At 61.5% G+C, this 22169-nt stretch carries 22 protein-coding genes; 9 read left to right on the top strand and 13 right to left on the bottom strand.

Annotated features, from left to right (window positions below; all coding sequences use genetic code 11):
- Window positions 1-69: 69 nt before the first annotated feature.
- From L6D81_RS14220 to lnt, 4 genes are read left to right on the top strand one after another with little or no spacing between them, the layout of a single operon-like run.
- Entirely contained in the window at window positions 70-1074 is a 1005-nt protein-coding gene (locus tag L6D81_RS14220) for a PhoH family protein (protein ID WP_011336084.1), read from the top strand.
- On the top strand, window positions 1067-1561 hold the full coding sequence (gene ybeY, locus L6D81_RS14215) for an rRNA maturation RNase YbeY (RefSeq protein ID WP_236180282.1): 495 nt from the start codon (window positions 1067-1069) through the stop codon (window positions 1559-1561). The genes L6D81_RS14220 and ybeY overlap by 8 nt, the downstream gene beginning before the upstream one ends.
- Before the next feature lie 5 nt (window positions 1562-1566).
- Window positions 1567-2406 carry an HlyC/CorC family transporter gene (locus L6D81_RS14210; RefSeq protein WP_007909641.1) on the top strand — a complete coding sequence of 280 codons (840 nt, stop codon included), beginning with the start codon at window positions 1567-1569 and terminating at the stop codon, window positions 2404-2406.
- 15 nt (window positions 2407-2421) lie between these two features.
- The gene (lnt, locus tag L6D81_RS14205; protein ID WP_236180275.1) at window positions 2422-3945 is read left to right on the top strand and encodes an apolipoprotein N-acyltransferase; all 1524 of its coding nucleotides are present in this window, start codon (window positions 2422-2424) and stop codon (window positions 3943-3945) included.
- Window positions 3946-4018: 73 nt separating this feature from the next.
- On the opposite strand, the gene L6D81_RS14200 is transcribed toward lnt, so the two are convergent.
- Window positions 4019-4798 (bottom strand): YdcF family protein, encoded by a 780-nt coding sequence (locus tag L6D81_RS14200; protein ID WP_236180274.1) that lies wholly within the window; start codon window positions 4796-4798, stop codon window positions 4019-4021.
- A gap of 105 nt (window positions 4799-4903) precedes the next feature.
- The gene (locus L6D81_RS14195; RefSeq protein WP_236180272.1) at window positions 4904-5227 is read right to left on the bottom strand and encodes a hypothetical protein; all 324 of its coding nucleotides are present in this window, start codon (window positions 5225-5227) and stop codon (window positions 4904-4906) included.
- 254 nt (window positions 5228-5481) lie between these two features.
- Between L6D81_RS14195 and leuS the strand changes: the two genes are divergently transcribed.
- The 5 genes from leuS (at window position 5482) to L6D81_RS14170 (ending at window position 11547) form a co-directional block, all read left to right on the top strand.
- The gene (gene leuS / locus L6D81_RS14190; RefSeq protein WP_236180270.1) at window positions 5482-8088 is read left to right on the top strand and encodes a leucine--tRNA ligase; all 2607 of its coding nucleotides are present in this window, start codon (window positions 5482-5484) and stop codon (window positions 8086-8088) included.
- 87 nt (window positions 8089-8175) lie between these two features.
- Window positions 8176-8781 carry an LPS-assembly lipoprotein LptE gene (locus tag L6D81_RS14185; RefSeq protein WP_236180268.1) on the top strand — a complete coding sequence of 202 codons (606 nt, stop codon included), beginning with the start codon at window positions 8176-8178 and terminating at the stop codon, window positions 8779-8781.
- 39 nt (window positions 8782-8820) lie between these two features.
- On the top strand, window positions 8821-9858 hold the full coding sequence (gene holA, locus L6D81_RS14180; RefSeq protein WP_236180266.1) for a DNA polymerase III subunit delta: 1038 nt from the start codon (window positions 8821-8823) through the stop codon (window positions 9856-9858).
- Between the two features lie 140 nt (window positions 9859-9998).
- Window positions 9999-10163, top strand: a complete 165-nt coding sequence (gene arfA, locus L6D81_RS14175; protein WP_007958672.1) for an alternative ribosome rescue factor ArfA — start codon at window positions 9999-10001, stop codon at window positions 10161-10163.
- A 61-nt stretch (window positions 10164-10224) separates the two neighbouring features.
- Window positions 10225-11547 (top strand): lytic murein transglycosylase, encoded by a 1323-nt coding sequence (locus L6D81_RS14170; RefSeq protein WP_236180264.1) that lies wholly within the window; start codon window positions 10225-10227, stop codon window positions 11545-11547.
- 51 nt (window positions 11548-11598) lie between these two features.
- Here L6D81_RS14170 and L6D81_RS14165 read toward each other — a convergent pair whose 3' ends face one another.
- The 11 genes from L6D81_RS14165 to rsfS form a co-directional block, all read right to left on the bottom strand.
- Window positions 11599-12546 carry a S66 peptidase family protein gene (locus L6D81_RS14165; protein WP_236180262.1) on the bottom strand — a complete coding sequence of 316 codons (948 nt, stop codon included), beginning with the start codon at window positions 12544-12546 and terminating at the stop codon, window positions 11599-11601.
- A gap of 173 nt (window positions 12547-12719) precedes the next feature.
- Window positions 12720-13718 (bottom strand): lipoyl synthase, encoded by a 999-nt coding sequence (lipA, locus tag L6D81_RS14160; protein ID WP_162130488.1) that lies wholly within the window; start codon window positions 13716-13718, stop codon window positions 12720-12722.
- A 25-nt stretch (window positions 13719-13743) separates the two neighbouring features.
- Window positions 13744-14391 carry a lipoyl(octanoyl) transferase LipB gene (gene lipB / locus L6D81_RS14155; RefSeq protein ID WP_039771855.1) on the bottom strand — a complete coding sequence of 216 codons (648 nt, stop codon included), beginning with the start codon at window positions 14389-14391 and terminating at the stop codon, window positions 13744-13746.
- Window positions 14391-14666, bottom strand: a complete 276-nt coding sequence (locus L6D81_RS14150) for a DUF493 domain-containing protein (protein WP_011336094.1) — start codon at window positions 14664-14666, stop codon at window positions 14391-14393. Before L6D81_RS14150 ends, lipB begins: the two co-directional genes overlap by 1 nt.
- An 84-nt stretch (window positions 14667-14750) precedes the next feature.
- On the bottom strand, window positions 14751-15908 hold the full coding sequence (locus L6D81_RS14145) for a D-alanyl-D-alanine carboxypeptidase family protein (protein WP_236180260.1): 1158 nt from the start codon (window positions 15906-15908) through the stop codon (window positions 14751-14753).
- Window positions 15909-16092: 184 nt separating this feature from the next.
- A complete protein-coding gene (locus tag L6D81_RS14140; RefSeq protein WP_236180259.1) occupies window positions 16093-17100 on the bottom strand; it encodes a septal ring lytic transglycosylase RlpA family protein in 1008 nt (335 codons plus the stop codon).
- Window positions 17100-18110 (bottom strand): lytic murein transglycosylase B, encoded by a 1011-nt coding sequence (gene mltB / locus L6D81_RS14135; protein ID WP_007958658.1) that lies wholly within the window; start codon window positions 18108-18110, stop codon window positions 17100-17102. Before mltB ends, L6D81_RS14140 begins: the two co-directional genes overlap by 1 nt.
- Before the next feature lie 17 nt (window positions 18111-18127).
- Window positions 18128-19231, bottom strand: coding sequence for a rod shape-determining protein RodA (gene rodA, locus L6D81_RS14130; protein ID WP_236180419.1), 1104 nt, complete (start codon window positions 19229-19231; stop codon window positions 18128-18130).
- A 31-nt stretch (window positions 19232-19262) separates the two neighbouring features.
- On the bottom strand, window positions 19263-21158 hold the full coding sequence (gene mrdA, locus L6D81_RS14125; RefSeq protein WP_236180257.1) for a penicillin-binding protein 2: 1896 nt from the start codon (window positions 21156-21158) through the stop codon (window positions 19263-19265).
- A 9-nt stretch (window positions 21159-21167) separates the two neighbouring features.
- Window positions 21168-21635, bottom strand: coding sequence for a 23S rRNA (pseudouridine(1915)-N(3))-methyltransferase RlmH (rlmH, locus tag L6D81_RS14120; protein WP_009051038.1), 468 nt, complete (start codon window positions 21633-21635; stop codon window positions 21168-21170).
- A 9-nt stretch (window positions 21636-21644) separates the two neighbouring features.
- Complete coding sequence (gene rsfS / locus L6D81_RS14115) at window positions 21645-22139, bottom strand: ribosome silencing factor (protein ID WP_007958654.1); 495 nt, start codon at window positions 22137-22139, stop codon at window positions 21645-21647.
- Window positions 22140-22169: the final 30 nt, after the last annotated feature.

Below are 22169 nucleotides of genomic sequence, written 5' to 3'. Positions count from 1 at the left end.
TTTCGCACCCACGCCGCTGGCGTTATCCTTGATTTCATCCTAATTGCCCCAGGGCGGCTAAATACGACCTTGAACGCACCCATCGAACCACATCGTTTTATCCTCGAGCCCTTTGAGGCTCGCCGCTTCGCCAATCTGTGCGGGCAGTTCGACGAGCATCTGCGCCTGATCGAACAGCGCCTGGCCATCGAGATCCGCAACCGCGGCAATCAGTTCGAGCTGATCGGCGAACCCAAACACACCACTTCCGCGGAAAACCTGATTCGCCGCCTGTACCGGGAAACCAAGGGCTCGGAGCTGTCGCCGGATACGGTGCATCTGTTCCTTCAGGAATCGGCCGTCGAGCAACTGGACAACCACGCCCCCGCCGAAGCCTCCGTCGCCCTGCGCACCAAGAAAGGCATGATTCGCCCACGGGGCTTGAATCAGCTGCGCTACGTGAAGGAAATCCTCGGCAACGACATCAACTTCGGCATCGGCCCGGCCGGTACCGGCAAGACCTACCTGGCGGTCGCCTGCGCCGTCGATGCTCTGGAGCGCGAACAGATCCGGCGCATCCTGCTGGTGCGTCCAGCGGTCGAAGCGGGTGAAAAACTCGGCTTCCTGCCCGGCGACCTGTCGCAAAAGATCGACCCGTACCTGCGCCCGCTCTACGACGCGCTCTACGAGATGCTCGGCTTCGAATACGTGGCCAAGCTGATCGAGCGTCAGGTGATCGAAGTTGCGCCACTGGCCTACATGCGCGGTCGTACGCTGAACAACAGCTTCATCATTCTCGATGAAAGTCAGAACACCACCGTCGAGCAGATGAAGATGTTCCTGACCCGGATCGGTTTCGGCTCCACGGCCGTGATCACCGGCGACATCACCCAGGTCGACCTGCCGCGCGGCACCAAATCCGGACTTCATCACGTCATCGAAGTCCTGAAGGATGTGCCGGGCATCAGCTTCACACACTTCCAGCCCAAAGACGTGGTGCGCCATCCGTTGGTGCAACGCATCGTCGAAGCCTATGAGCGCTTCGAGACACGTTTGGCCGATGAAGCGCCAAAGGACACTCGCCACGATGCTTGAGCTTGACCTGCAAGTCGCGACCGAAGCCTCTGCGCCGACCGAAGCCGAGTTCCGCCAATGGTGCGAACTGGCCCTGCGCCAGCGCACCGCCGACTCGGAAATGACCATTCGTCTGGTCGACGAGGAAGAAGGTCGCGAACTGAATCACACCTGGCGCCACAAGGATTACGCGACCAATGTCCTGTCCTTTCCCGCCGAAGTGCCCGACGAGTTTCTCGACATCCCGCTGCTGGGCGATCTGGTGATCTGCGTGGCCGTGGTCGAGCGCGAAGCCGCCGAACAGGGCAAGGAACTAAAGGCCCACTGGGCACATCTGGTCATTCACGGCTGCTTGCATCTGCTTGGTTACGACCATATAGATGACGAGGAAGCCGAGGAAATGGAAGCACTGGAACGCGAGTTGCTTGCCGAATTGGGTTATCCCGATCCGTACGCGGACGACGAAACCGAAACATCCCCTACTGTTACAACAAAGGATTCAGAGTAATCGCTATGAGCGAAGATCGATCGAGCAACGGGCAAAAGTCATGGCTGGGTAAATTGACCCAGGCTTTTGCCCACGAGCCGAAGAACCGCCAGGAGCTGCTGGAGCTGCTGCGCGATGCACATCAGAACAAACTGCTGGACAGCGAAGCGCTGGCCATCGTCGAAGGCGCCATCCAGGTGGCTGACCTGCAGGTTCGCGACATCATGGTGCCGCGCTCGCAGATGATCAGCATCAAGGCGACCCAGACACCCCGCGAATTCCTCCCTGCCGTGGTCGACTCCGCCCACTCGCGCTACCCGGTCATCGGCGAAAGCCATGACGACGTGATGGGTGTGCTGCTGGCCAAGGACCTGCTGCCGCTGATCCTCAAGGAGAACGGCGACAGCTTCAACATCAAGGACCTGCTGCGCCCGGCCACCTTCGTGCCGGAGTCCAAGCGCCTGAACGTGTTGCTGCGTGAATTTCGCGCCAACCACAACCACATGGCCATCGTGATCGACGAATACGGCGGTGTGGCGGGTCTGGTGACCATCGAAGACGTACTGGAGCAAATCGTCGGCGACATCGAAGACGAGCACGACGTCGAAGAAGACAGCTACATCAAGCCGCTGCCCAGCGGTGATTTCCTGATCAAGGCCCTGACGCCGATCGAGAACTTCAACGAGTTCTTCGACAGCGAATTCTCCGACGACGAGTTCGACACCGTCGGCGGGCTGGTGATGAGCGCATTCGGGCACTTGCCAAAACGCAACGAAATCACTGAAATCGGCGCCTATCGTTTCCGCATCCTGAACGCCGACAGTCGTCGGATTCATTTGCTGCGACTGACGCCAATCGCCCGGTAATCAATAAGGACTGAAATGCGCTGGACAACCCGCCCCGGCTGGCCCGGTAACCTGCTGGCCGTGGCGGCCGGTGCAATCACCACCTTCGCGCTCGCACCGTTCGATCTCTGGCCGCTGGCCTTGCTGGCGGTCGGCCTGTTCTATGCCGGCCTGCGCGAGCTGAGCCCGCGTCAGGCACTGGGTCGTGGCTGGTGCTTCGGTTTCGGCCTGTTCGGCGCCGGCACCAGCTGGATCTATTACAGCATCCACCACTTCGGCGGCGCTTCGGTGCTGCTGGCCGGGTTCCTGATGCTGATCTTCACGGCGGCCATTGCCTGGTTCTTCGCCCTGCCCGCGTGGCTCTGGGCGCGCTGGTTGCGGCGTAACGAAGCGCCGGTGGCCGACGCCCTGGCGTTTGCGGCGTTGTGGGTCGGTCAGGAAGCTTTCCGAGGCTGGTTCCTCACCGGTTTCCCATGGCTGTATTCCGGTTACAGCCAGCTCGACGGCCCGCTGGCGGGGCTCGCGCCCGTGGGCGGGATGTGGTTGGTGTCGTTCGTTCTCGCGCTGACCGCTGCACTGATCTACAACGCACCGCGCCTGCTGCAAACCCGCCGCAAAGCCTTCATCGCCGCCGGTCTGGTATTGCTGATCGGGCCATGGGCGGCGGGGATTGCGCTGAAGGGCCATGCCTGGACCAGCCCGGCCGGCGCCCCTCTGACCGTTGCCGCGATTCAGGGCAACGTCGCGCAAAGCATGAAATGGGACCCGGCCGAGCTCAATGCGCAACTGGCGCTGTACCGCGATCTGAGTTTCCGCTCCAAACCGGTGGATCTTTTGATCTGGCCGGAAACCGCCGTGCCGGTGCTCAAGGAGTCCGCCGAGGGCTACCTGAACATGATGGGCAACTTCGCCGCCGAGCGTAAATCGGCGCTGATCACCGGCGTGCCGATCCGCGAAATGGTCCGTCACGAAAAACGCTTCTTCAATGGCATCACGGTAGTCGGCGAAGGCGATGGCACTTATCTGAAACAGAAACTGGTGCCGTTCGGCGAGTACGTACCGTTGCAGGACATCCTGCGCGGGCTGATCGCGTTCTTCGACCTGCCGATGTCCGACTTCGCCCGGGGCCCTGCCGACCAGGCGCTGTTGCAGGCCAAGGGATATCAGATTGCGCCGTTCATCTGCTACGAAGTGGTGTATCCCGAGTTCGCAGCTGGTCTGGCGGCACGCAGCGATCTGCTGCTGACGATCAGCAACGACACTTGGTTCGGTACCTCCATCGGCCCGCTGCAGCACCTGCAAATGGCGCAGATGCGTGCGCTTGAAGCCGGACGCTGGATGATTCGTGCGACCAACAACGGCGTGACCGGGCTGATCAACCCGTTCGGGCAGATCACCGAGCGCATCCCGCAGTTCGAACAGGGCGTGCTGTACGGCGAAGTGGTGCCGATGCACAACCTGACGCCGTATCTGCAATGGCGCTCGTGGCCGTTGATCATCCTGTGCGTGATGCTGTTCGGCTGGGCGCTGATGACCAACCGGATGTCCAAGACCCTCTGAGAAATCGCCCGCTCCCACAGGTGACCACTGTGGGAGCGAGCTTGCTCGCGAAGGCGCCATCAACGACAACGCATCAATCGGCGCTGTCATTCCCTCGATAGAACATCGAATAGCCGATCTGCCCCACCGCCTCGTTCATCAACTGCCCGCTCTGCCAGATCGACTTGAATTCCGGCAGCCAGCCGCCAAACGGTCGCGCATTGTCCGTGCCGAGGAAACCGACCGGCGCCGGCACCACTTCAAATCCAGCCTGTTGATAACTCCACACCGCTCGCGGCATGTGCCAGGCCTGGGTCACCAGTACGATGCGCTTGACGCCTTCCGGCAACAGCACTTTGGCGCTGAATGCAGCGTTTTCCCACGTGGTGCGGCTCTCCCCTTCCTGCCAGCGCACCGTCACACCGAAATCATCGCGCAACGAATCAGCCATCAATTTGGCTTCAGTCGGCGGCGTGCCGTAATGCAGGCCACCGCTGGTCAAAATCGGCAGTCCTGACGCCTTGGCCAGACGCGCTGCATAACGTTGGCGCTCCAGACCTACGCCGGTCGGCTGATCTTCGCCCCAGGCCAGATCGCCGCGCTCGCGCCCGGAGCCCAGTACCACAATCGCATCGGCGCGTTGCGCAAGGCTTGTCCATGCATCCCGGGCCAGCGGCGGCTCGCGCTCCAGGGCCTTGGCGCCCCACTGCACGACCACCGGCAGACTCATCAGCCAGAAGCCACCAAACCCCAGGGCAAAACACAGCCCGGCCAGCCGTGGCCGCGAGCGACGCAGCCACCAGGCCGTCAGCAACAGCAATAAAAGAAGGCCAGGCGGCAACAGAAGTTGTTTGATGAAATAGCGAATAGGCATCGAGCATCTCCAAAGATGCCCGAAGCCTAAGTGGGTTGTTACAACGCGACAACCAGTAGGGCCGGATCCCGTTGAAAAAGATCCGCTTTTTGACCTGCCATGCGTTTACTTGGCCTGCAGAGTCCGAACCTTGAGGGTGTCTCTGCCGGGCGCCTTGTCCTTGAGCCAGATGACCTTGGCCGTATGGGCTGCATCGAGTTGTTTCACGGCTTGTGACAGGTATCCGTGGGTTTCACGCTCACTGCGATCCAGATAGGCCTTGACCAGTTTGAACTCGGCGGGACTCAAGCCACGCAATTCCAGTTCCAGGGGGCGCTCGTCGCGCAGCCTTCCAGCGGTTTTTGCCGCGTCCAGGGCCATTCCCAGACGATCGATCAACCGCTCGTACAACTCCGGTTTGGTAACGTTTTTTTGCTGTGACTCCACCATCCCTCACCTCATTGAAGATAAGACTCACTCCCCAGTTAGAGCTTAGCTTCGCTGCACAAACCGGCTGCACGCCGCGACCAACGGCCCTCGCCGCGATTCCGGCCGGTCAAACGGCTGCAATCAGGGTTTCCCTAGGCCAAGCGCGGTCATGTATGCTACGGCGCTTCCTGTAACTCCACTTCCAGCTCGTCCGACATGCCCAGGACGTCGCATTGAAGAGGATTAGGCCACCCCTATCCAGTACAAAAGTAGCCATGCACGAACAATATCAGCCCCGTGAAATCGAAGCCGCCGCCCAGTCGTTCTGGGACGAGCAAAAGTCCTTTGAAGTCAGTGAACAGCCAGGCAAGGAGACTTACTACTGCCTGTCGATGTTCCCTTACCCCAGCGGCAAGCTACACATGGGGCACGTGCGCAACTACACCATCGGCGACGTGATCTCCCGCTACCAGCGCATGCTTGGCAAGAACGTTCTGCAACCGATGGGTTGGGACGCCTTCGGCATGCCGGCGGAAAACGCCGCGATGAAGAACAACGTAGCTCCGGCCAAGTGGACCTACGAAAACATCGCCTACATGAAATCCCAGCTGCGCAGCCTGGGCCTGGCGGTGGACTGGTCGCGCGAAGTCACCACTTGCAAACCGGATTACTACCGCTGGGAGCAATGGCTGTTCACTCGCCTGTTCGAAAAAGGCGTGATCTACCGCAAGAATGGCACCGTGAACTGGGACCCGATCGACCAGACCGTTCTGGCCAACGAACAGGTGATCGACGGTCGCGGCTGGCGTTCCGGCGCGCTGATCGAAAAGCGCGAAATTCCGATGTACTACTTCAAGATCACCGCCTACGCGGATGAGCTGCTGGAGAGTCTCGACGAACTGACCGGCTGGCCTGAGCAGGTCAAGACCATGCAGCGCAACTGGATCGGCAAGTCGCGCGGGATGGAAGTGCAGTTCCCGTACAACGTCGATTCGATCGGCGAAACCGGCACCCTGAAAGTCTTCACCACCCGTCCGGACACCCTGATGGGCGCAACCTATGTTGCCGTGGCTGCCGAACACCACCTGGCTGCTCTCGCTGCGAAGAACAACCCTGAGCTGCAAGCGTTCATCGCCGAATGCAAGGGCGGCAGCGTCGCCGAAGCCGACGTCGCCACTCAAGAGAAGAAAGGCCTGCCGACCGGCCTGTTCGTCGAGCACCCGCTGACCGGTGAAAAACTGCCGGTGTGGGTCGCCAACTACGTGCTGATGCACTACGGCGATGGCGCGGTCATGGCTGTGCCGGCTCACGACGAGCGCGATTTCGAGTTCGCCCACAAGTACAACCTGCCGGTCAAATCCGTGGTTCGTACCAGCTCCGGTGAAACCAACCCGGCTCCGTGGCAAGACGCCTACGGCGAGCACGGCACGCTGATCAACTCCGGCGAATTCGACGGTCTGGACTTCGCCGGCGCGTTCGACGCCATGGAAGTTGCCCTGATCAAGAAAAACCTCGGTGCCTCGCGCACCCAGTTCCGCCTGCGCGACTGGGGCATCAGCCGTCAGCGCTACTGGGGCTGCCCGATCCCGATCATCCACTGCGACGCCTGCGGTGACGTACCGGTGCCGGAAGATCAGTTGCCGGTCGTCCTGCCGGAAGACGTTGTACCGGACGGTGCCGGTTCGCCGCTGGCACGCATGCCCGAGTTCTACGAGTGCACCTGCCCGAAATGCGGTCAGCCTGCCAAGCGTGAAACCGACACCATGGACACTTTCGTCGAGTCGTCCTGGTACTACGCCCGTTACGCCTCGCCGCACTTTGAAGGCGGCCTGGTGGAAAAATCCGCGGCCGACCACTGGTTGCCGGTGGATCAGTACATCGGCGGCATCGAACACGCCATTCTTCACCTGCTCTACGCGCGCTTCTTCCACAAGCTGATGCGCGACGAAGGCCTGGTGAGCTCCAACGAGCCGTTCAAGAACCTGCTGACCCAAGGCATGGTGGTCGCCGAGACTTACTATCGTCGTGAAGCCAACGGTGCCTACACCTGGTTCAACCCGGCGGACGTGGAACTCGAGCGCGACAGCAAGGCCAAGGTCATCAGCGCCAAACTGATCGCCGACGGCCTGCCGGTGGAAATCGGCGGCACCGAGAAGATGGCCAAGTCGAAGAACAACGGCGTCGACCCTCAGTCGATGATCGATCAGTTCGGCGCCGACACCTGCCGTCTGTTCATGATGTTCGCCTCGCCACCCGACATGAGCGCGGAATGGTCCGACTCAGGCGTAGAAGGCTCGCACCGCTTCCTCAAGCGCGTCTGGCGCCTGGCTCAGGCCCACGTCATTCAGGGCCTGCCGGGCAAACTGGACATCGCCAGCCTGAACGACGAGCAGAAAGTCATTCGCCGCGCGATCCACCAGGCGATCAAACAGGCCAGCCATGACGTCGGCCAGAACCACAAATTCAACACCGCCATCGCTCAGGTGATGACGCTGATGAACGTGCTGGAAAAAGCCGCGCAAGCGACCGAACAGGATCGCGCACTGGTTCAGGAAGGCCTGGAAACCGTGACACTGCTGCTGGCGCCGATCACACCGCACATCAGCCACGAGCTGTGGAACCGCCTGGGTCACGCTGACCCGGTGATCGACGCCGGCTGGCCGATACTGGACGAAAGCGCGCTGGTGCAGGACAGCCTGACCCTGGTGATCCAGGTCAACGGCAAGCTGCGTGGCCAGATCGAAATGCCGGCCGCCGCCACCCGTGAAGAAATCGAAGCGGCAGCCCGTGCCAACGAAAACGTGCTGCGTTTCGTGGACGGCCTGACGATTCGTAAAGTGATCGTAGTGCCCGGGAAACTGGTCAATATCGTCGCCAGCTAATTGGATCGGGCGTCAGGTGTGCCTGACGCCCAGTAAAACCTTTCGGGCCACAGAGTCGGCCCACATGGTTTCAAGGGGAGCAACACAATGATCAAACGCAATCTGCTGGTGATGGGCCTCGCCGTCCTGTTGAGCGCCTGCGGTTTCCAGCTGCGTGGTACCGGCACCAACGAACTGTCGATCAAGGAGCTCGATCTGAGCGCCCGCAACGCCTACGGCGAAACCGTGACGCAACTGCGTCAGGTGCTGGAGGCCAGCGGCGTCAAGATCGTTTCCGGTGCGCCTTACAAGCTGTTCCTGGCCGATGAGCAGGAAAACCAGCGCATCCTCAGCTACGCCGGTGCCGGTCGTACTGGCGAGTACCAGGTGAGCACCGTGCTCACCTACGACATCCGTGGCGAAAACAACCTGCTGCTCAAAAGCGACAAGCTTGAAGTGCAGAAAGTGTTCATCCACGACGGCAACAACCTGGTGGGTTCCGACCAGGAAGCCAACGATGCCCGCCGTGAAACCCGCCGCGAGCTGGTTCAGCGCATGATGCTGCGTCTGCAACAGCTGACGCCGGCGCAGCTGGACGCTCTGCAGCAAACCGCCAACGCCCGTGCCAAGGCAGAGGCCGACGCCCTCGAAGCGGCGCAGAAGGCTGAAGCGGAAACCCCGCGTCAGTCGCCGCTCGAACTGCCGCAGCAGTAAGACGTTCGGGGCGCGCAGGCGCCCCGTTCGCCCTCTCTTATGAAGCTCGCTCCCGCCCAACTCGGCAAACACCTGCAAGGCGCCCTTGCGCCGGTCTACATCATCAGCGGCGATGACCCGCTGCTGTGCCAGGAAGCTGCCGACGCCATTCGCACCGCTGCCCGTCAGCAAGGGTTCGACGAACGCCAGGTCTTTGCCGCCGACGCCAATTTCGATTGGGGTACGCTGCTGCAGGCCGGCGCCAGCATGTCGCTGTTCGCTGAAAAGCGCCTGCTGGAACTGCGCCTGCCTTCAGGCAAGCCCGGTGACAAAGGTGCTGCCGCGCTGATCGAATACTGCTCGCGCCCGGCTGAAGACACGGTGCTGTTGATCAGCCTGCCGAAGCTCGACGGTAGCGCGCAAAAGACCAAGTGGGGCAAGGCGCTGGTCGAGGGTCAGCAGACCCAGTTCATCCAGATCTGGCCGGTGGATGCCAACCAGCTGCCGAGCTGGATTCGTCAGCGCCTGTCCCAGGCCGGCTTGTCGGCCAGCCAGGACGCGGTCGAGCTGATTGCCGCGCGGGTCGAAGGCAACCTGCTGGCCGCCGCGCAAGAGATCGAAAAGCTCAAGCTGATGGCCGAGGGCGGGCAGATCACGGTCGAAACCGTACAGGCGGCCGTGGCCGACAGTGCACGTTTCGACGTGTTCGGCCTGACCGACGCGGTGCTCAACGGCGAACCGGCTCACGCCCTGCGCATGCTCGAAGGGCTGCGCGGTGAAGGGGTCGAGCCGCCGGTGATCCTCTGGGCCCTGGCCCGGGAGTTGCGCCTGCTGGCCAACATCTCGTTGCAATACAGCCAGGGAACGCCGCTGGACAAGTGCTTCAGCCAAGCTAAGCCGCCAGTCTGGGACAAGCGCAAACCGCTGATGAGCAAGGCCCTGCAACGCTACTCGGCGCAACGCTGGGCGCAATTGCTGCTAGAGGCCCAGCGCATCGATGCGCAGATCAAGGGTCAGGCGGCTGGTTCGCCATGGATGAGCCTGAGCCGGTTGGCGCTATTGATGGCCGGTCAGCGCCTGACATTGCCTGCCGAATGAAATCCGGGATCACGCTCTGCGGTCCCGTTTTTAATCAAGTCCATTTCCTACAGAACATCCCGCCCTCGGTCCTATAGACAGACGCTCGAGATCGGCAGATTATCTGCCGCGCAAAACCTCACTCAATCGAGAGAATCCTCATGAGCAAAAAGCCATCGAAACATGGCCACAACAAGGCCAAATCCATCGTCGCCCAACCCCTGTTCCGCAGCCGCCAGGAACGACCAACCAAGGGCAAGGGCAGCTACCGCCGCGAAGCCTTCCAGTCTGACAGCTGGGAGGCTTCTTACTTTCTGGCCGCTTAAAGCGCAGCACCCCTTCCTCATGTTAAGGTCTGCACCTGATTCGTATTCCCTGGACCTGTGCATGCCCCTCAGTCTTTCCCGTCGTTGGCCCTTTCGCCAACTGATCGCTGCCTCCAGCTTCGTACTGCTCGTCGCCTGCGCGGAAAAACCCACCGCCGCCGACGCTCAACCGCTTCAGACCGCTCCCGTTACCACAGCCCCAGCGATCATCCCGCCGGTAGTGCCGTCCGGTGACGACCTCGACCTGCAACCGACCCAGACCTTCGCCGAATGGCAGGCCGGCTTCCGTAAGGACGCTCTGGCCGCCGGCATTCGTGCCGACCTGTTCGACCGCGCCTTCGCCAATGTCAGCTTTGATGCCAGCGTGATTCGCGCCGATCGCAGTCAGCCGGAATTTGCCCGGCCGGTCTGGGAGTACCTGGACGGTGCCCTTTCGCCCTTGCGCGTACGCAAAGGCCAGGCCCTGATCAGCCAGTACGCCGACATCCTGCAAAGCATCGAACAGCGTTATGGCGTTGATCGTCAGGCGCTGGTGTCGGTGTGGGGGATGGAAAGCAACTTCGGCCAGTTTCAGGGCAGCAAGTCGGTGATCAACTCGCTGGCCACCCTGGCCTACGAAGGTCGCCGTCCGGGATTTGCCCATGCGCAGCTGATCGCGGCGCTGCAGATCCTGCAACAGGGCGACATCACACCGGAGAAAATGCTCGGCTCCTGGGCTGGCGCCATGGGCCAGACCCAGTTCATTCCCACTACCTACAACACCCACGCCGTGGACTTCGACGGCGACGGTCGCCGCGACATCTGGGGCAGCCCGGCGGACGCCCTGGCATCGACCGCGCATTACCTGCAAAGCTCCGGCTGGCAGCGTGGCCAGCCGTGGGGCTTCGAAGTGCAGCTGCCGAGCGGTTTCAACTACACCCTGGCCGACGGCGCGATTCGTAAAAGTGTGGCCGAATGGCGGCAGCTGGGCGTGACCCTGCCGAACGGCGGCCAGGTGCCGGTCGGTTCCGAGCAACTGTCCGCTGCCCTGCTACTGCCGGCCGGTTACCGCGGCCCGGCGTTCCTGATCCTCGATAACTTCCGGGCGATCCTCAAGTACAACAACTCGTCGTCCTACGCACTGGCCGTCAGCCTGTTGTCCGAGCGCTTCAACGGTGCCGGCCTGATCAATGGCTCCTGGCCAAAAGATGACCTGCCTTTGAGCCGCAGCGAGCGGATCGAACTGCAAAACCTGCTCACCGCGCGCAACTACGACGCCGGTGCGGCAGACGGAATCATCGGCGCCAACACGCGCAAGGCGATTCGCGCTGCGCAGCAGTCATTCGGCTGGCCGGCGGATGGCTATCCGACGCACAAGCTGCTGGAAAGCCTGCGCAATCCATAAACCAACAAAGACCGCCACCTCTTCAGGTGGCGGTCTTTTTTTGTGGCTCGTTCAGCAAATCACCACATCCTGCTCGAGCATCAGCTCTTTCTTCCCCGCATCCAGCCGAACCAGCGCTCCCAGCGGCAACGTCAGGTTCGGATCGCAGTGCCCGCTTCGCCAGCCCGACAGCACCGGAATCCGCAGTGGTTCAAAGGTCTGCTTGAGCAAGCGGTTCAAGGCCTCAATATCGACACCCGCCACATCCCCGACCAGCACGCCGCGCAATCTGGCCAATTTGCCCGCCAGTCGCATCTGGGTCAGCAAACGGTCGATTCGATACAGCGGCTCGTTGATGTCCTCGATGAGCAGAATCACCCCTTCGACATCAATTTCATAAGGCGTGCCCAAGGTCGCGGCGATCATCGCCAGATTGCCACCCTGCAAACGCCCGTGGGCAATGCCGGGCTCCACGGTGGTCAACGGATAAGCCACCGGATGACTCAGGACGCTGCCGGCCTTCAACTGACCGCGCAGCATGGCAAAGAATGACGTCACCGTCGGCGGCTCCTTGTCCCCCAGCAAGTCGGCATTCAACAGCGGCCCGTGAAAGGTCACGAACCCGGCGTAGCGACTGATAGCCAGATGCAACGCGGTGATGTCGCTGTAACCGACGAAGGGCTTGGCATGGCGACTCAGCAGGTCGTAATCGATGCGGTCCAGCAACCTGGGCGTACCGTAACCACCGCGCAGGCAAATGATCGCATCGACCTCCTCGTCAGCGAAGGCCGCGTGCAGATCGTTGAGCCGCACCTCGTCGCTGCCAGCCAGATAACCCTCCTTCTGGTAGACGCCAGGGAACACGCGCAAACCGTAACCCCGGGCGCGCATCCACTGAACGGCCTTTTCGGTGTCCAGCGTGCCGGGGCCGGCTGGCGCGATGACACCTATCAGCCCTTCCGACGGCAGCGCGGGCACAGGCTTGTGCGGAAAAAGGGTGGGGGTCGGTCGAACGGTCATCCATGGTCTCCCTGTGTGAATTCATGCTCACACAGTAGTCAGGAACGGCGGTAAACAGAAGAGGCTCAGCCGCGCCGCAGGTTGCAGGAAAATTCAGTAAAGAGCGTAGGCCGGGCAAAAAAATGCCCGCCGGGCGATAAACCCCGGCGGGCATTTTCTCATTCAGCGCCGAATCAGGAACCGAGCAGCTCGGCCTTGACCAGTTTCGCCTGCTCGTCGGCATGGTACGAAGAACGCACCAACGGGCCCGACGCGACGTTCTTGAAGCCCATCTTGTAACCTTCCTCGGCGAACCAGGCGAAGGTATCCGGGTGCACGAAACGCTGCACCGGCAAGTGGCTGCGAGACGGTTGCAGGTACTGGCCCAGGGTGAGCATATCGATGTCGTGTTCGCGCATGCGCTTCATGACTTCGATGACTTCGTCGTCGGTTTCGCCCAGACCCAGCATCAGGCCGGATTTGGTCGGAATGTGCGGCATCATCTGCTTGAAGCGTTGCAGCAGGGTCAGCGACCACTGGTAGTCCGAACCCGGACGCGCAGCCTTGTACAGGCGCGGTACGGTTTCCAGGTTGTGGTTGAAGACATCCGGCGGCTCGGCCGCGGTGATTTCCAGGGCAATGTCCATGCGGCCACGGTAGTCCGGGACCAGGGTCTCGAGCTGCACGTTCGGCGACAGTTTGCGGATTTCGCGGATGCAGTCGGCAAAGTGCTGGGCACCGCCGTCACGCAGGTCGTCGCGGTCAACCGAGGTGATCACCACGTACTTGAGTTTCAGGTCGGCGATCGCGATAGCCAGGCTTTCCGGCTCGTTGACGTCCAGTGGTTTCGGACGACCATGGCCAACGTCGCAGAACGGGCAACGACGGGTGCAGATGTCACCCATGATCATGAAAGTCGCGGTGCCGCCGGAGAAGCATTCGCCCAGGTTCGGGCAGGACGCCTCTTCGCAGACGCTGTGCAGCTTGTGCTTGCGCAGCAGGCTCTTGATGCGGTCGACCTCCGGAGAAACCGGAATGCGCACGCGGATCCAGTCGGGTTTCTTCGGCAGTTCGGTGGTCGGAATGATCTTCACCGGGATGCGTGCAACCTTCTCGGCGCCGCGCAGCTTGACGCCGGCTTCAACCTTGGGACGCGGGGCCGGGCGCTCGGTCACGTCGAGCGTCGGGATCATGGTTTGCACTGCATCAGTAGTCATATCAGTCGATTCCGCCCGTCAGGGTCGTCTGCTCAGCATAGTCGAGGTGTTTGACGAGCTGCGCGCGCAGCCGGGCACTTACCTCGGCAAATTCAATCGATCCTGCGTGCTCACTCAGCTGGGTCATTGCCAGCCCGGCATAGCCGCAGGGATTAATCCGTCGAAACGGTTCCAGGTTCATGTCCACGTTCAGGGCCAGGCCATGAAAGGAACAACCGTGGCGAATCCGCAAACCCAGAGAAGCGATCTTCGCTCCGTCGACGTAGACGCCGGGAGCATCCGGCTTGGCGACGGCGGTCACGCCGTAGCTGGCCAGCAGTTCGATCAGGCAGCGCTCCATGCGGCTGACCAGATCGCGCACGCCGAAACCCAGTCGGCGCACATCCAGCAGCAGGTATGCCACCAGTTGGCCGGGGCCATGGTAGGTCACCTGACCGCCGCGGTCGACCTGCACCACCGGAATATCCCCCGGCAGCAACAGGTGCTCGGCCTTGCCGGCCTGGCCCTGGGTGAACACCGGCGGGTGTTCCACCAGCCAGATTTCGTCCGGGGCCGTGGTGCCACGCTCGTTGGTAAAACGCTGCATGGCCTGCCAGACCGGCTCATAAGCCATCTGGCCAAGCTCGCGAAAGCCCAGCGTGCCCGGCATCACAGCACCATGTGCACGAAACCGGTGGCCCGCAGTTCGCTGTTGATGTTGTACAGCTGATCCTGGTCGGTCGCGACGATGTGCAACTGGATGGTGGTGTACTTGCCGTTGCTGCTTTGACGCTCGTCGACACGCTCATCGTTGATTCTGGCGTGTTTCTTGACGATGTCGATGATCTTGTCTTTGTTGCCGACGCCCGTATCGCTGATCACCTTAACCGGATAATCAACCTGGGGGAATTCGATCTTTGGCGCCTTTACTTCGGTATCGGTCATGGCGTAACGGCCTCGTAAGCGTAAGCCCGGTAACGAACAAGGCCCCGCTCCGGATCGGAACGGGGCCATGCAGGTCAACTCAAATCAGTTGAACAAGCCGTAGAAGAATAGACGGATGCTATCCCACATGCGGCGGAAGATACCACCCTCCTCGACAGCGTCCAGGGCGATCAGGTCGGCGCTGTGCACCACTTTGTCGTCCAGTTTCACTTCGACTTTACCGATCACGTCGCCCTTGGCGATTGGCGCGGTCAGTTGCGGGTTCATGGTCATGCTGGCAGCGAGCTTCTTCAGCTGGCCTTTCGGCAGGGTCATGGTCAGATCCTGAGCCAGACCGGCCTTGACCTGGCTGGTCGTGCCTTTCCACACCGGAGCCTGAGCCAGTTCGGTGCCCTTCTGGTAGAAGGTCTGGGTTTCGAAGAAGCGGAAACCGTAGGTCAGCAGCTTCTGGGTCTCGGCGGCACGGGCCACTTCGCTGTTGGTGCCGAACACCACGGCGATCAGGCGCATGCCATCACGTACGGCCGAGGACACCATGCAGTAGCCGGCTTCGTCGGTGTGGCCGGTCTTCAGACCGTCGACGGTCTTGTCGCGCCACAGCAGCAGGTTGCGGTTAGGCTGTTTGATGCCGTTCCAGAAGAACTCTTTCTGCGAGTAGATCGCGTAGTGAGCCGGGTCTTCGTGGATGATCGCGCGAGCCAGGATCGCCATGTCGTGAGCCGACGAGTAGTGCTCAGGGTTCGGCAGACCGGTCGGGTTCATGAAGTGGGTATTGGTCATGCCCAGATCGGCGACGGTCTTGTTCATCAGGTCGGCGAAGGCGTCTTCGCTGCCGGCGATGTGTTCAGCCACCGCGACGCTGGCGTCGTTACCGGACTGAATGATGATGCCGTGCAGCAGGTCGCTGACCGTGACCTGCGAGCCGACCTTGATGAACATCCGCGAACCGCCGGTGCGCCAGGCGTTTTCGCTGACGGTCACCAGGTCGTTCTCACCGATCTGGCCGCGACGGATTTCCAGCGTGGCAATGTACGCGGTCATCAGTTTGGTCAGGCTGGCCGGTGGCAGACGCTGGTCACCGTTGTTCTCCACCAGCACGTTGCCGCTGTTGGCATCCATGAGCACATAGGATTTGGCGGCCAGTTGTGGTGGCGACGGCATCATCTCGGCCGCGAAAGCGGCAGGCGAGAGGAGCAGCGGGACTAGCAGACACAGGCGTTTGGCAAAGGTGGTGATGTTCATCCGTCTCTCGAAATCGCTAATGGAAACTTGCCCTTGCGGGCAAAATTAATCAGATGGCTTTCTAACGGGCCATCGCGTGTTCAGTTGCTCACTCCAGTCACCCTTGCCGGGCTTTTGTTCTTCGACGAGCCAACAACCTGGTTCACCCCCCAATTGCTGGTGAACCGTCAATCAAGTCCTACGTTTATTCGGTGACTACACTTGGCGAACCCAGGTTGGCCAGGCGCACGCTGTTCTGCACCTGGGCAATTTCACCCGGCGAACCGATCGGTCCCAGGCGAACCCGGTGCAGGGTCTGCTGATTGCGCACGATCGAGCTGATGAACACCGGAGCGCTCACCATCCCGCTGAGCTTCGCCCTCAGGAGTTCTGCAGCGTCCGGGTTGGCGAACGCGCCCACCTGCAGATACTGGCCAGACGCTGGTGCAGAAGCGTTTTTTTTTGCATCGAGCTGAACCGGCACGACAGCCGCGGCGTGCTGCTGCGGCGGCGGGGTCCATTGCTCGACGGTACCGGCCGAGGCCGTGATCACCGGGGCGTTATTCTGCGCGACTTGTGGCTCGTTGAGCATCAAAGGCGCCGGACGGCCCTTGGCGGCCCACCATTGCTGCGGGTCGATGCCTTCGACCTTGACCCGCGCGGTGCCGATTTCGGCATAACCGAGTTTTTTCGCGGCGGCGTAGGACAGGTCGATGATCCGGTCCGAGTAGAACGGCCCGCGGTCATTGACCCGCAGGATCACGCTCTTGTTGTTGTCCAGATTGGTCACCCGAACATAACTCGGCAGCGGTAATGTCTTGTGGGCGGCACTCATGCCGTACAGGTCGTAGACCTCGCCGTTGGCGGTGTTCTGACCGTGGAACTTGGTGCCGTACCAGGACGCGGTGCCAGAGGCCACGTAAGTCTTGGACTCCTGCAGCGGGAAGTAGGTCTTGCCCAGCACAGTGTACGGGTTGGCCTTGTACGGGCCGGTGTGCAGGGTCGGCGTGGCATCCGGGATACGCGATACATCGACATCCCACCACGGCGCGCCGTCCTTGTGGGCCCGGTTGATGTCCAGGCCCGGCTGCGAACGTACGGCGGTGGTCGGCTTCTGACTTGGCGAACGACTGGTCGAACAACTGGCGACCAGTACCGCCAATGCAGCAAAGGCCACCAGCTTCAGGGGTTTATTGATAGGCAATGCCCGCATTACTTGACGCCCCGTGCTTGTACCAGCTGTTCAGACAGTTGATGTACGGCCATGGCGTACATCACGCTGCGGTTATAACGCGTGATCGCGTAGAAATTCTTCAGGCCCATCCAGTATTCCGGGCCGTTGTCGCCTTCCAGGCGGAATGCGGTGACCGGCATGTCATCGCGCAGCGCATCATGACTCGACCAGCCCAGCGCTCGCAACTCCCCGACGGTTTTCGTCGGTTCGATGCCGGTGGTCAGACCTTCATCCACCTGCTCGCCACGGACATCCGCGCGACTGACCACCGGCTCGCCGGCAACCCAGCCGTGACGCTTGAAATAGCTGGCGACGCTGCCGATCGCATCATCCGGGTTGTTCCAGATATTGATGTGGCCGTCGCCGTCGAAATCCACCGCGTAGGCGCGAAAGCTGCTCGGCATGAACTGCGGCAAACCCATCGCCCCGGCGTAGGACCCCTTGAGGGTCAGCGGGTCGACCTGCTCTTCGCGCGCCAACAGCAGGAACTCACGCAGTTCCTTGCGGAAAAATTCGGCACGGGGAGGATAGTCGAAACCCAGCGTGGACAAGGCATCGATCACCCGGTAATTGCCGGTATTGCGTCCGAAAAAGGTCTCAACGCCAATGATCGACACGATCACCTGGGCCGGAACGCCGTATTCCTGCTCGGCGCGAGCCAGGGTGGCCTCGTGCTGACGCCAGAAGTCCACACCGCGGGCGATGCGCGCGTCAGTAATGAACATCGGCCGGTATTCTTTCCACTGTTTGACCCGCTCGGCGGGTTTGGAAATGGCGTCGAGAATCGCCTGTTTGCGCTGAGCCTCGCGGAACACGGCCATCAGCTGTTCGCCGGCGAAACCGTAGTCGCGGGTCATTTCACCGACGAATTCGGCCACCTGGGGCGAGCCTTCGTAATCGCCGGCCAACGCTTCCTGCGCGCTGCCAAGGATGCCTACCAGGCCGAGCCACGGTGCGTATCGTGTCGCCCAGTCACGCATTACTTGCATTGAACTCTTCACCTTATTCAAACCTGTGCGATCCACTTGCGATGGGTATGGATCGACATCAAAACCCCAAACGCTGACAGCAGCGTCACCAGCGAAGTTCCGCCGTAGCTAATGAACGGCAACGGCACCCCCACCACCGGCAACAGGCCACTGACCATACCGATGTTGACGAAAACGTAAACAAAAAACGTCATGGTCAGGGCGCCAGCGAGCAATTTACCGAACAGCGTCTGGGCCTGGGCGGTAATCACCAGACCACGGCCGATCAGCAACAGATAGATCAGCAACAGCGCGCAGATGCCCACCAGCCCGAACTCTTCGCCCAGCACGGCGATGATGAAGTCGGTGTGGCTTTCCGGCAGGAAGTCCAGGTGCGACTGGGTGCCCAACAGCCAGCCCTTGCCGAACACGCCGCCGGAACCGATGGCGGCTTTCGACTGAATGATGTTCCAGCCGGTGCCCAGCGGATCGCTTTCCGGGTCGAGGAAGGTCAATACCCGCTGCTTCTGGTAGTCATGCATGACGAAAAACCACATCGCCACCGACACTGGCACAGCCGCCGCCAGCACGCTGAGAATCCAGCGCCAGCGCAGCCCGCCCATGAACAACACGAAGGCGCCGCCGGCCAGAATCAGCAGCGAAGTGCCGAGGTCAGGCTGGCGCACGATCAGAATGAATGGCACACCGATCAACAGCAGGCTGATGCCCACATGCTTGAGCTGCGGCGGCAGCGTGCGCTTGGACAGGTACCAGGCGATGGTCGCCGGCATCAGGATCTTCATGAATTCCGAGGGCTGAAAGCGGATCACCCCGGGGATGTTGATCCAGCGGGTCGCGCCCATGGCGTTGTGGCCCATGATGTCCACCACCAGCAGCAGCAGCACCCCGATCACATACCCGAGCGGCACCCAGCGCGCCATGAACCGCGGCTCGAACTGGGCAATGATGATCATCGACACCAGACCGATGCCGAACGACGTGGCCTGTTTGGCCAGCAGATCCCAGCTCTTGCCGCTGGCCGAATACAGTACGAACAGGCTGCCGGCAGCCAGGATCAACAGCAGCACCAGCAACGGGCCGTCGATATGCAAACGTTGCAGCAGCGTCGCCCGGCGACGCATCACATCCTCGCTGGAGAGCATGCGATCGAAATTATTCATCACGGGCCGTAGCCTCCGCACTGATAGGGCTGGCGTATTCGGCCTTCAACCGTCCGTCCTGATCCAGCAGCCAGGCATCCATGACCTGGCGCACCACCGGCGCCGCAACGCCGGAACCGGACTCACCGTTCTCGACCATCACCGACACCACGATTTTCGGGTCATCCGCCGGAGCAAAGCCGACGAACAAGGCGTGGTCGCGGTGGCGTTCCTGAACCTTGGAGCGGTCGTACTTCTCGCCTTGCTTGATCGCCACAACCTGCGCCGTACCCGACTTGCCGGCGATCCGGTATTGCGCGCCGATCGCAGCCTTGCGCGCAGTGCCTCGGGCACCGTGCATCACCTGCTGCATGCCGTGGTTGACCTTGTTCCAGTCCGACGGATCGCGAAGGATGATGTCCGGCATCGGGTTTTCATCCTTGGGTTTTTCGCCCTCGATGGTCCTGGCCAGGTGCGGGCGGTTCCACACGCCCTTGTTGGCCACCAGCGCCGTGGCCTGGGCCAGTTGCAGCGGGGTCGATTGCATGTAGCCCTGGCCGATCCCGAGAATCAGGGTTTCGCCGGGGAACCACGCCTGGCGGCGGGTCGCGCGTTTCCACTCGCGGGACGGCATCAGGCCGGGAGATTCTTCGAACATGTCCAGCGAGACCTTCTGGCCGATACCGAACTTGTTCATGTAGGCCGACAACCGGTCGATGCCCAGCTTGTGCGCCAGGTCATAGAAGTAGGTGTCATTGGACCGCATGATCGCCGTGTCGAGGTCGACAAAGCCGTCCCCGGTGCGGTTCCAGTTGCGGTATTTGTGATCGTAGTTGGGCAGCATGTAGTAGCCGGGGTCGAACACCCGGCTCGATGCCGTCACCACGCCCGCATCGAGACCGGCAATGGCCACCGCCGGCTTGATCGTCGAACCCGGCGGGTACAGGCCGCGCAGCACGCGGTTGAACAGTGGGCGGTCGATCGAATCGCGCAGTTCGGCGTAAGCCTTGAAGCTGATGCCGGTAACGAACAGGTTCGGGTCGAAGCTCGGCTGGCTGACCATCGCCAGCACTTCGCCGGTTTTCGGATCGAGCGCCACGACCGCACCACGCCGGCCGCCCAGCGCAGCCTCGGCGGCTTCCTGCAATTTGATGTCGAGGCTCAGGACAATGTCCTTGCCCGGCACCGGATCGGTACGCTTGAGCACGCGCAGGACGCGGCCCCGGGCGTTGGTCTCGACCTCTTCGTAACCTACCTGGCCGTGCAGCTCGGATTCGTAAAAGCGCTCGATGCCGGTCTTGCCGATGTGGTGAGTGCCGCTGTAGTTCACCGGATCGAGGGTCTTCAGCTCTTTTTCGTTGATCCGCCCCATGTAACCCACCGAGTGCGCAAAATGCGCGCCCTGCGGGTAATGACGCACCAGTTGCGCGACCACCTCGACGCCCGGCAGACGGAACTGGTTCACCGCGATCCGGGCGATCTGCTCTTCGGTCAGCTCGAACAGGATTGGCACCGGCTCGAACGGCCGGCGCCCCTGGCGCATGCGCTTCTCGAAAATCACCCGGTCTTCCGGCGTCAGCTCCAGCACCTCGACGATCACGTCGAGCACCTGCTGCCAGTCGCCGGAGCGCTCGCGGGTCATGCTCAGGCTGAAGCTCGGACGGTTGTCCGCCACCACCACGCCATTGCGGTCGAAAATCAGGCCACGGGTCGGCGGGATCGGCTGGACGTGAACCCGATTGTTTTCCGACAGGGTCGAGTGGTACTCGTACTGAATCACCTGCAGGTAATACAGCCGTGCGATCAGTACGCAGATCAGCGCCACCACCGCAATTGCGCCGAACACGACGCGACCACGCACCAGACGGGCGTCTTTTTCGTGGTCCTTGATGCGGATCGGCTGAGACATGAGGGCGGATTACTTGTGGTAAGGGTGACCGGACAGCACGGTCCAGGCACGATACAACTGTTCGCCGATGAGGATGCGCACCAGCGGGTGCGGCAGCGTCAGCGGCGACAACGACCAGCGCTGATCCGCGCGGGCACAGACTTCCGGCGCCAGCCCTTCCGGGCCACCGACCATGAAGTTGACCGTGCGCGAGTCCAGGCGCCAGCGATCGAGTTCGACCGCCAGTTGCTCGGTGCTCCACGGCTTGCCATGAACTTCGAGAGTGACGATCCGCTCGTTCTGCCCGACCTTGGCCAGCATGGCTTCGCCTTCCTGACGGATGAAGCGGGCCACGTCGGCGTTCTTGCCCCGGGTATTGAGCGGAATTTCCACCAGTTCCAGCGCCAGCTCGGACGGAAGACGCTTGGCATATTCATGCCAGCCCTCTTCCACCCACTTGGGCATGCGTGAACCGACGGCGATCAGGCGCAGTCGCACAGCAATCCCTTACAGCTGGTCTTTGTTGAGCTTGGTGAAATGCTCGTGGGTGTTTTCCGGGCTGTGGTGCTTGGCGTCCGCCGCACGGCTTTGCTCGGCACCGGCCCACAGGCGCTCCAGGTCGTAGAACTGACGGGCCGAGGCGGTCATCATGTGCACGATCACCAGGTCCAGGTCCAGCAGGACCCAGTCGCTGTCGCCCTTGCCTTCTTCGCCCAGCGGCTTGGCGCCGTTCTTTTTGACCTCTTCGCGAACCTTGTCCAGCATCGCGTTGATCTGGCGGTTGGACGTACCGGTGGCGATGATCATGTAGTCGGTGATGCTCTGCTTGTCGCGCACATCAATGATCTGGATGTCCTGGGCCTTGACGTCTTCCAGGGCGGCAACGGCCACCTTGACCAGTTCGTCGCCCTTCAGCGGTTCATTGGTGTTGACCGGTTCTGGCAGCGGGGCGCTCTTGAATGTGCCTTTGCGCTTTACTTTGGTTTGGTCTTTGTCAGTCATATAAAACTCGTTTTGCTCATATATTCGGCG

Origin of the sequence: Pseudomonas sputi (genome assembly GCF_021603585.1) — a bacterium.
Lineage (GTDB): Bacteria > Pseudomonadota > Gammaproteobacteria > Pseudomonadales > Pseudomonadaceae > Aquipseudomonas > Aquipseudomonas sputi.
The sequence above is the reverse complement of the archived record's forward strand: the minus strand, read 5'-3'. Positions and strand labels throughout refer to the sequence as shown.

Coding starts and splice junctions, on each gene's coding strand:
- ybeY (WP_236180282.1), top strand. CDS start 1,067: ATGCTTGAGCTTGACCTGCAAGTCGCGACCGAAGCCTCTGCGCCGACC.
- L6D81_RS14210 (WP_007909641.1), top strand. CDS start 1,567: ATGAGCGAAGATCGATCGAGCAACGGGCAAAAGTCATGGCTGGGTAAA.
- lnt (WP_236180275.1), top strand. CDS start 2,422: ATGCGCTGGACAACCCGCCCCGGCTGGCCCGGTAACCTGCTGGCCGTG.
- L6D81_RS14200 (WP_236180274.1), bottom strand. CDS start 4,798: ATGCCTATTCGCTATTTCATCAAACAACTTCTGTTGCCGCCTGGCCTT.
- L6D81_RS14195 (WP_236180272.1), bottom strand. CDS start 5,227: ATGGTGGAGTCACAGCAAAAAAACGTTACCAAACCGGAGTTGTACGAG.
- leuS (WP_236180270.1), top strand. CDS start 5,482: ATGCACGAACAATATCAGCCCCGTGAAATCGAAGCCGCCGCCCAGTCG.
- L6D81_RS14185 (WP_236180268.1), top strand. CDS start 8,176: ATGATCAAACGCAATCTGCTGGTGATGGGCCTCGCCGTCCTGTTGAGC.
- holA (WP_236180266.1), top strand. CDS start 8,821: ATGAAGCTCGCTCCCGCCCAACTCGGCAAACACCTGCAAGGCGCCCTT.
- arfA (WP_007958672.1), top strand. CDS start 9,999: ATGAGCAAAAAGCCATCGAAACATGGCCACAACAAGGCCAAATCCATC.
- L6D81_RS14170 (WP_236180264.1), top strand. CDS start 10,225: ATGCCCCTCAGTCTTTCCCGTCGTTGGCCCTTTCGCCAACTGATCGCT.
- L6D81_RS14165 (WP_236180262.1), bottom strand. CDS start 12,546: ATGACCGTTCGACCGACCCCCACCCTTTTTCCGCACAAGCCTGTGCCC.
- lipA (WP_162130488.1), bottom strand. CDS start 13,718: ATGATCCCGACGCTCGACGTGACCGAGCGCCCGGCCCCGCGTCCCAAG.
- lipB (WP_039771855.1), bottom strand. CDS start 14,391: ATGCCGGGCACGCTGGGCTTTCGCGAGCTTGGCCAGATGGCTTATGAG.
- L6D81_RS14150 (WP_011336094.1), bottom strand. CDS start 14,666: ATGACCGATACCGAAGTAAAGGCGCCAAAGATCGAATTCCCCCAGGTT.
- L6D81_RS14145 (WP_236180260.1), bottom strand. CDS start 15,908: ATGAACATCACCACCTTTGCCAAACGCCTGTGTCTGCTAGTCCCGCTG.
- L6D81_RS14140 (WP_236180259.1), bottom strand. CDS start 17,100: ATGCGGGCATTGCCTATCAATAAACCCCTGAAGCTGGTGGCCTTTGCT.
- mltB (WP_007958658.1), bottom strand. CDS start 18,110: ATGCAAGTAATGCGTGACTGGGCGACACGATACGCACCGTGGCTCGGC.
- rodA (WP_236180419.1), bottom strand. CDS start 19,231: ATGCGTCGCCGGGCGACGCTGCTGCAACGTTTGCATATCGACGGCCCG.
- mrdA (WP_236180257.1), bottom strand. CDS start 21,158: ATGTCTCAGCCGATCCGCATCAAGGACCACGAAAAAGACGCCCGTCTG.
- rsfS (WP_007958654.1), bottom strand. CDS start 22,139: ATGACTGACAAAGACCAAACCAAAGTAAAGCGCAAAGGCACATTCAAG.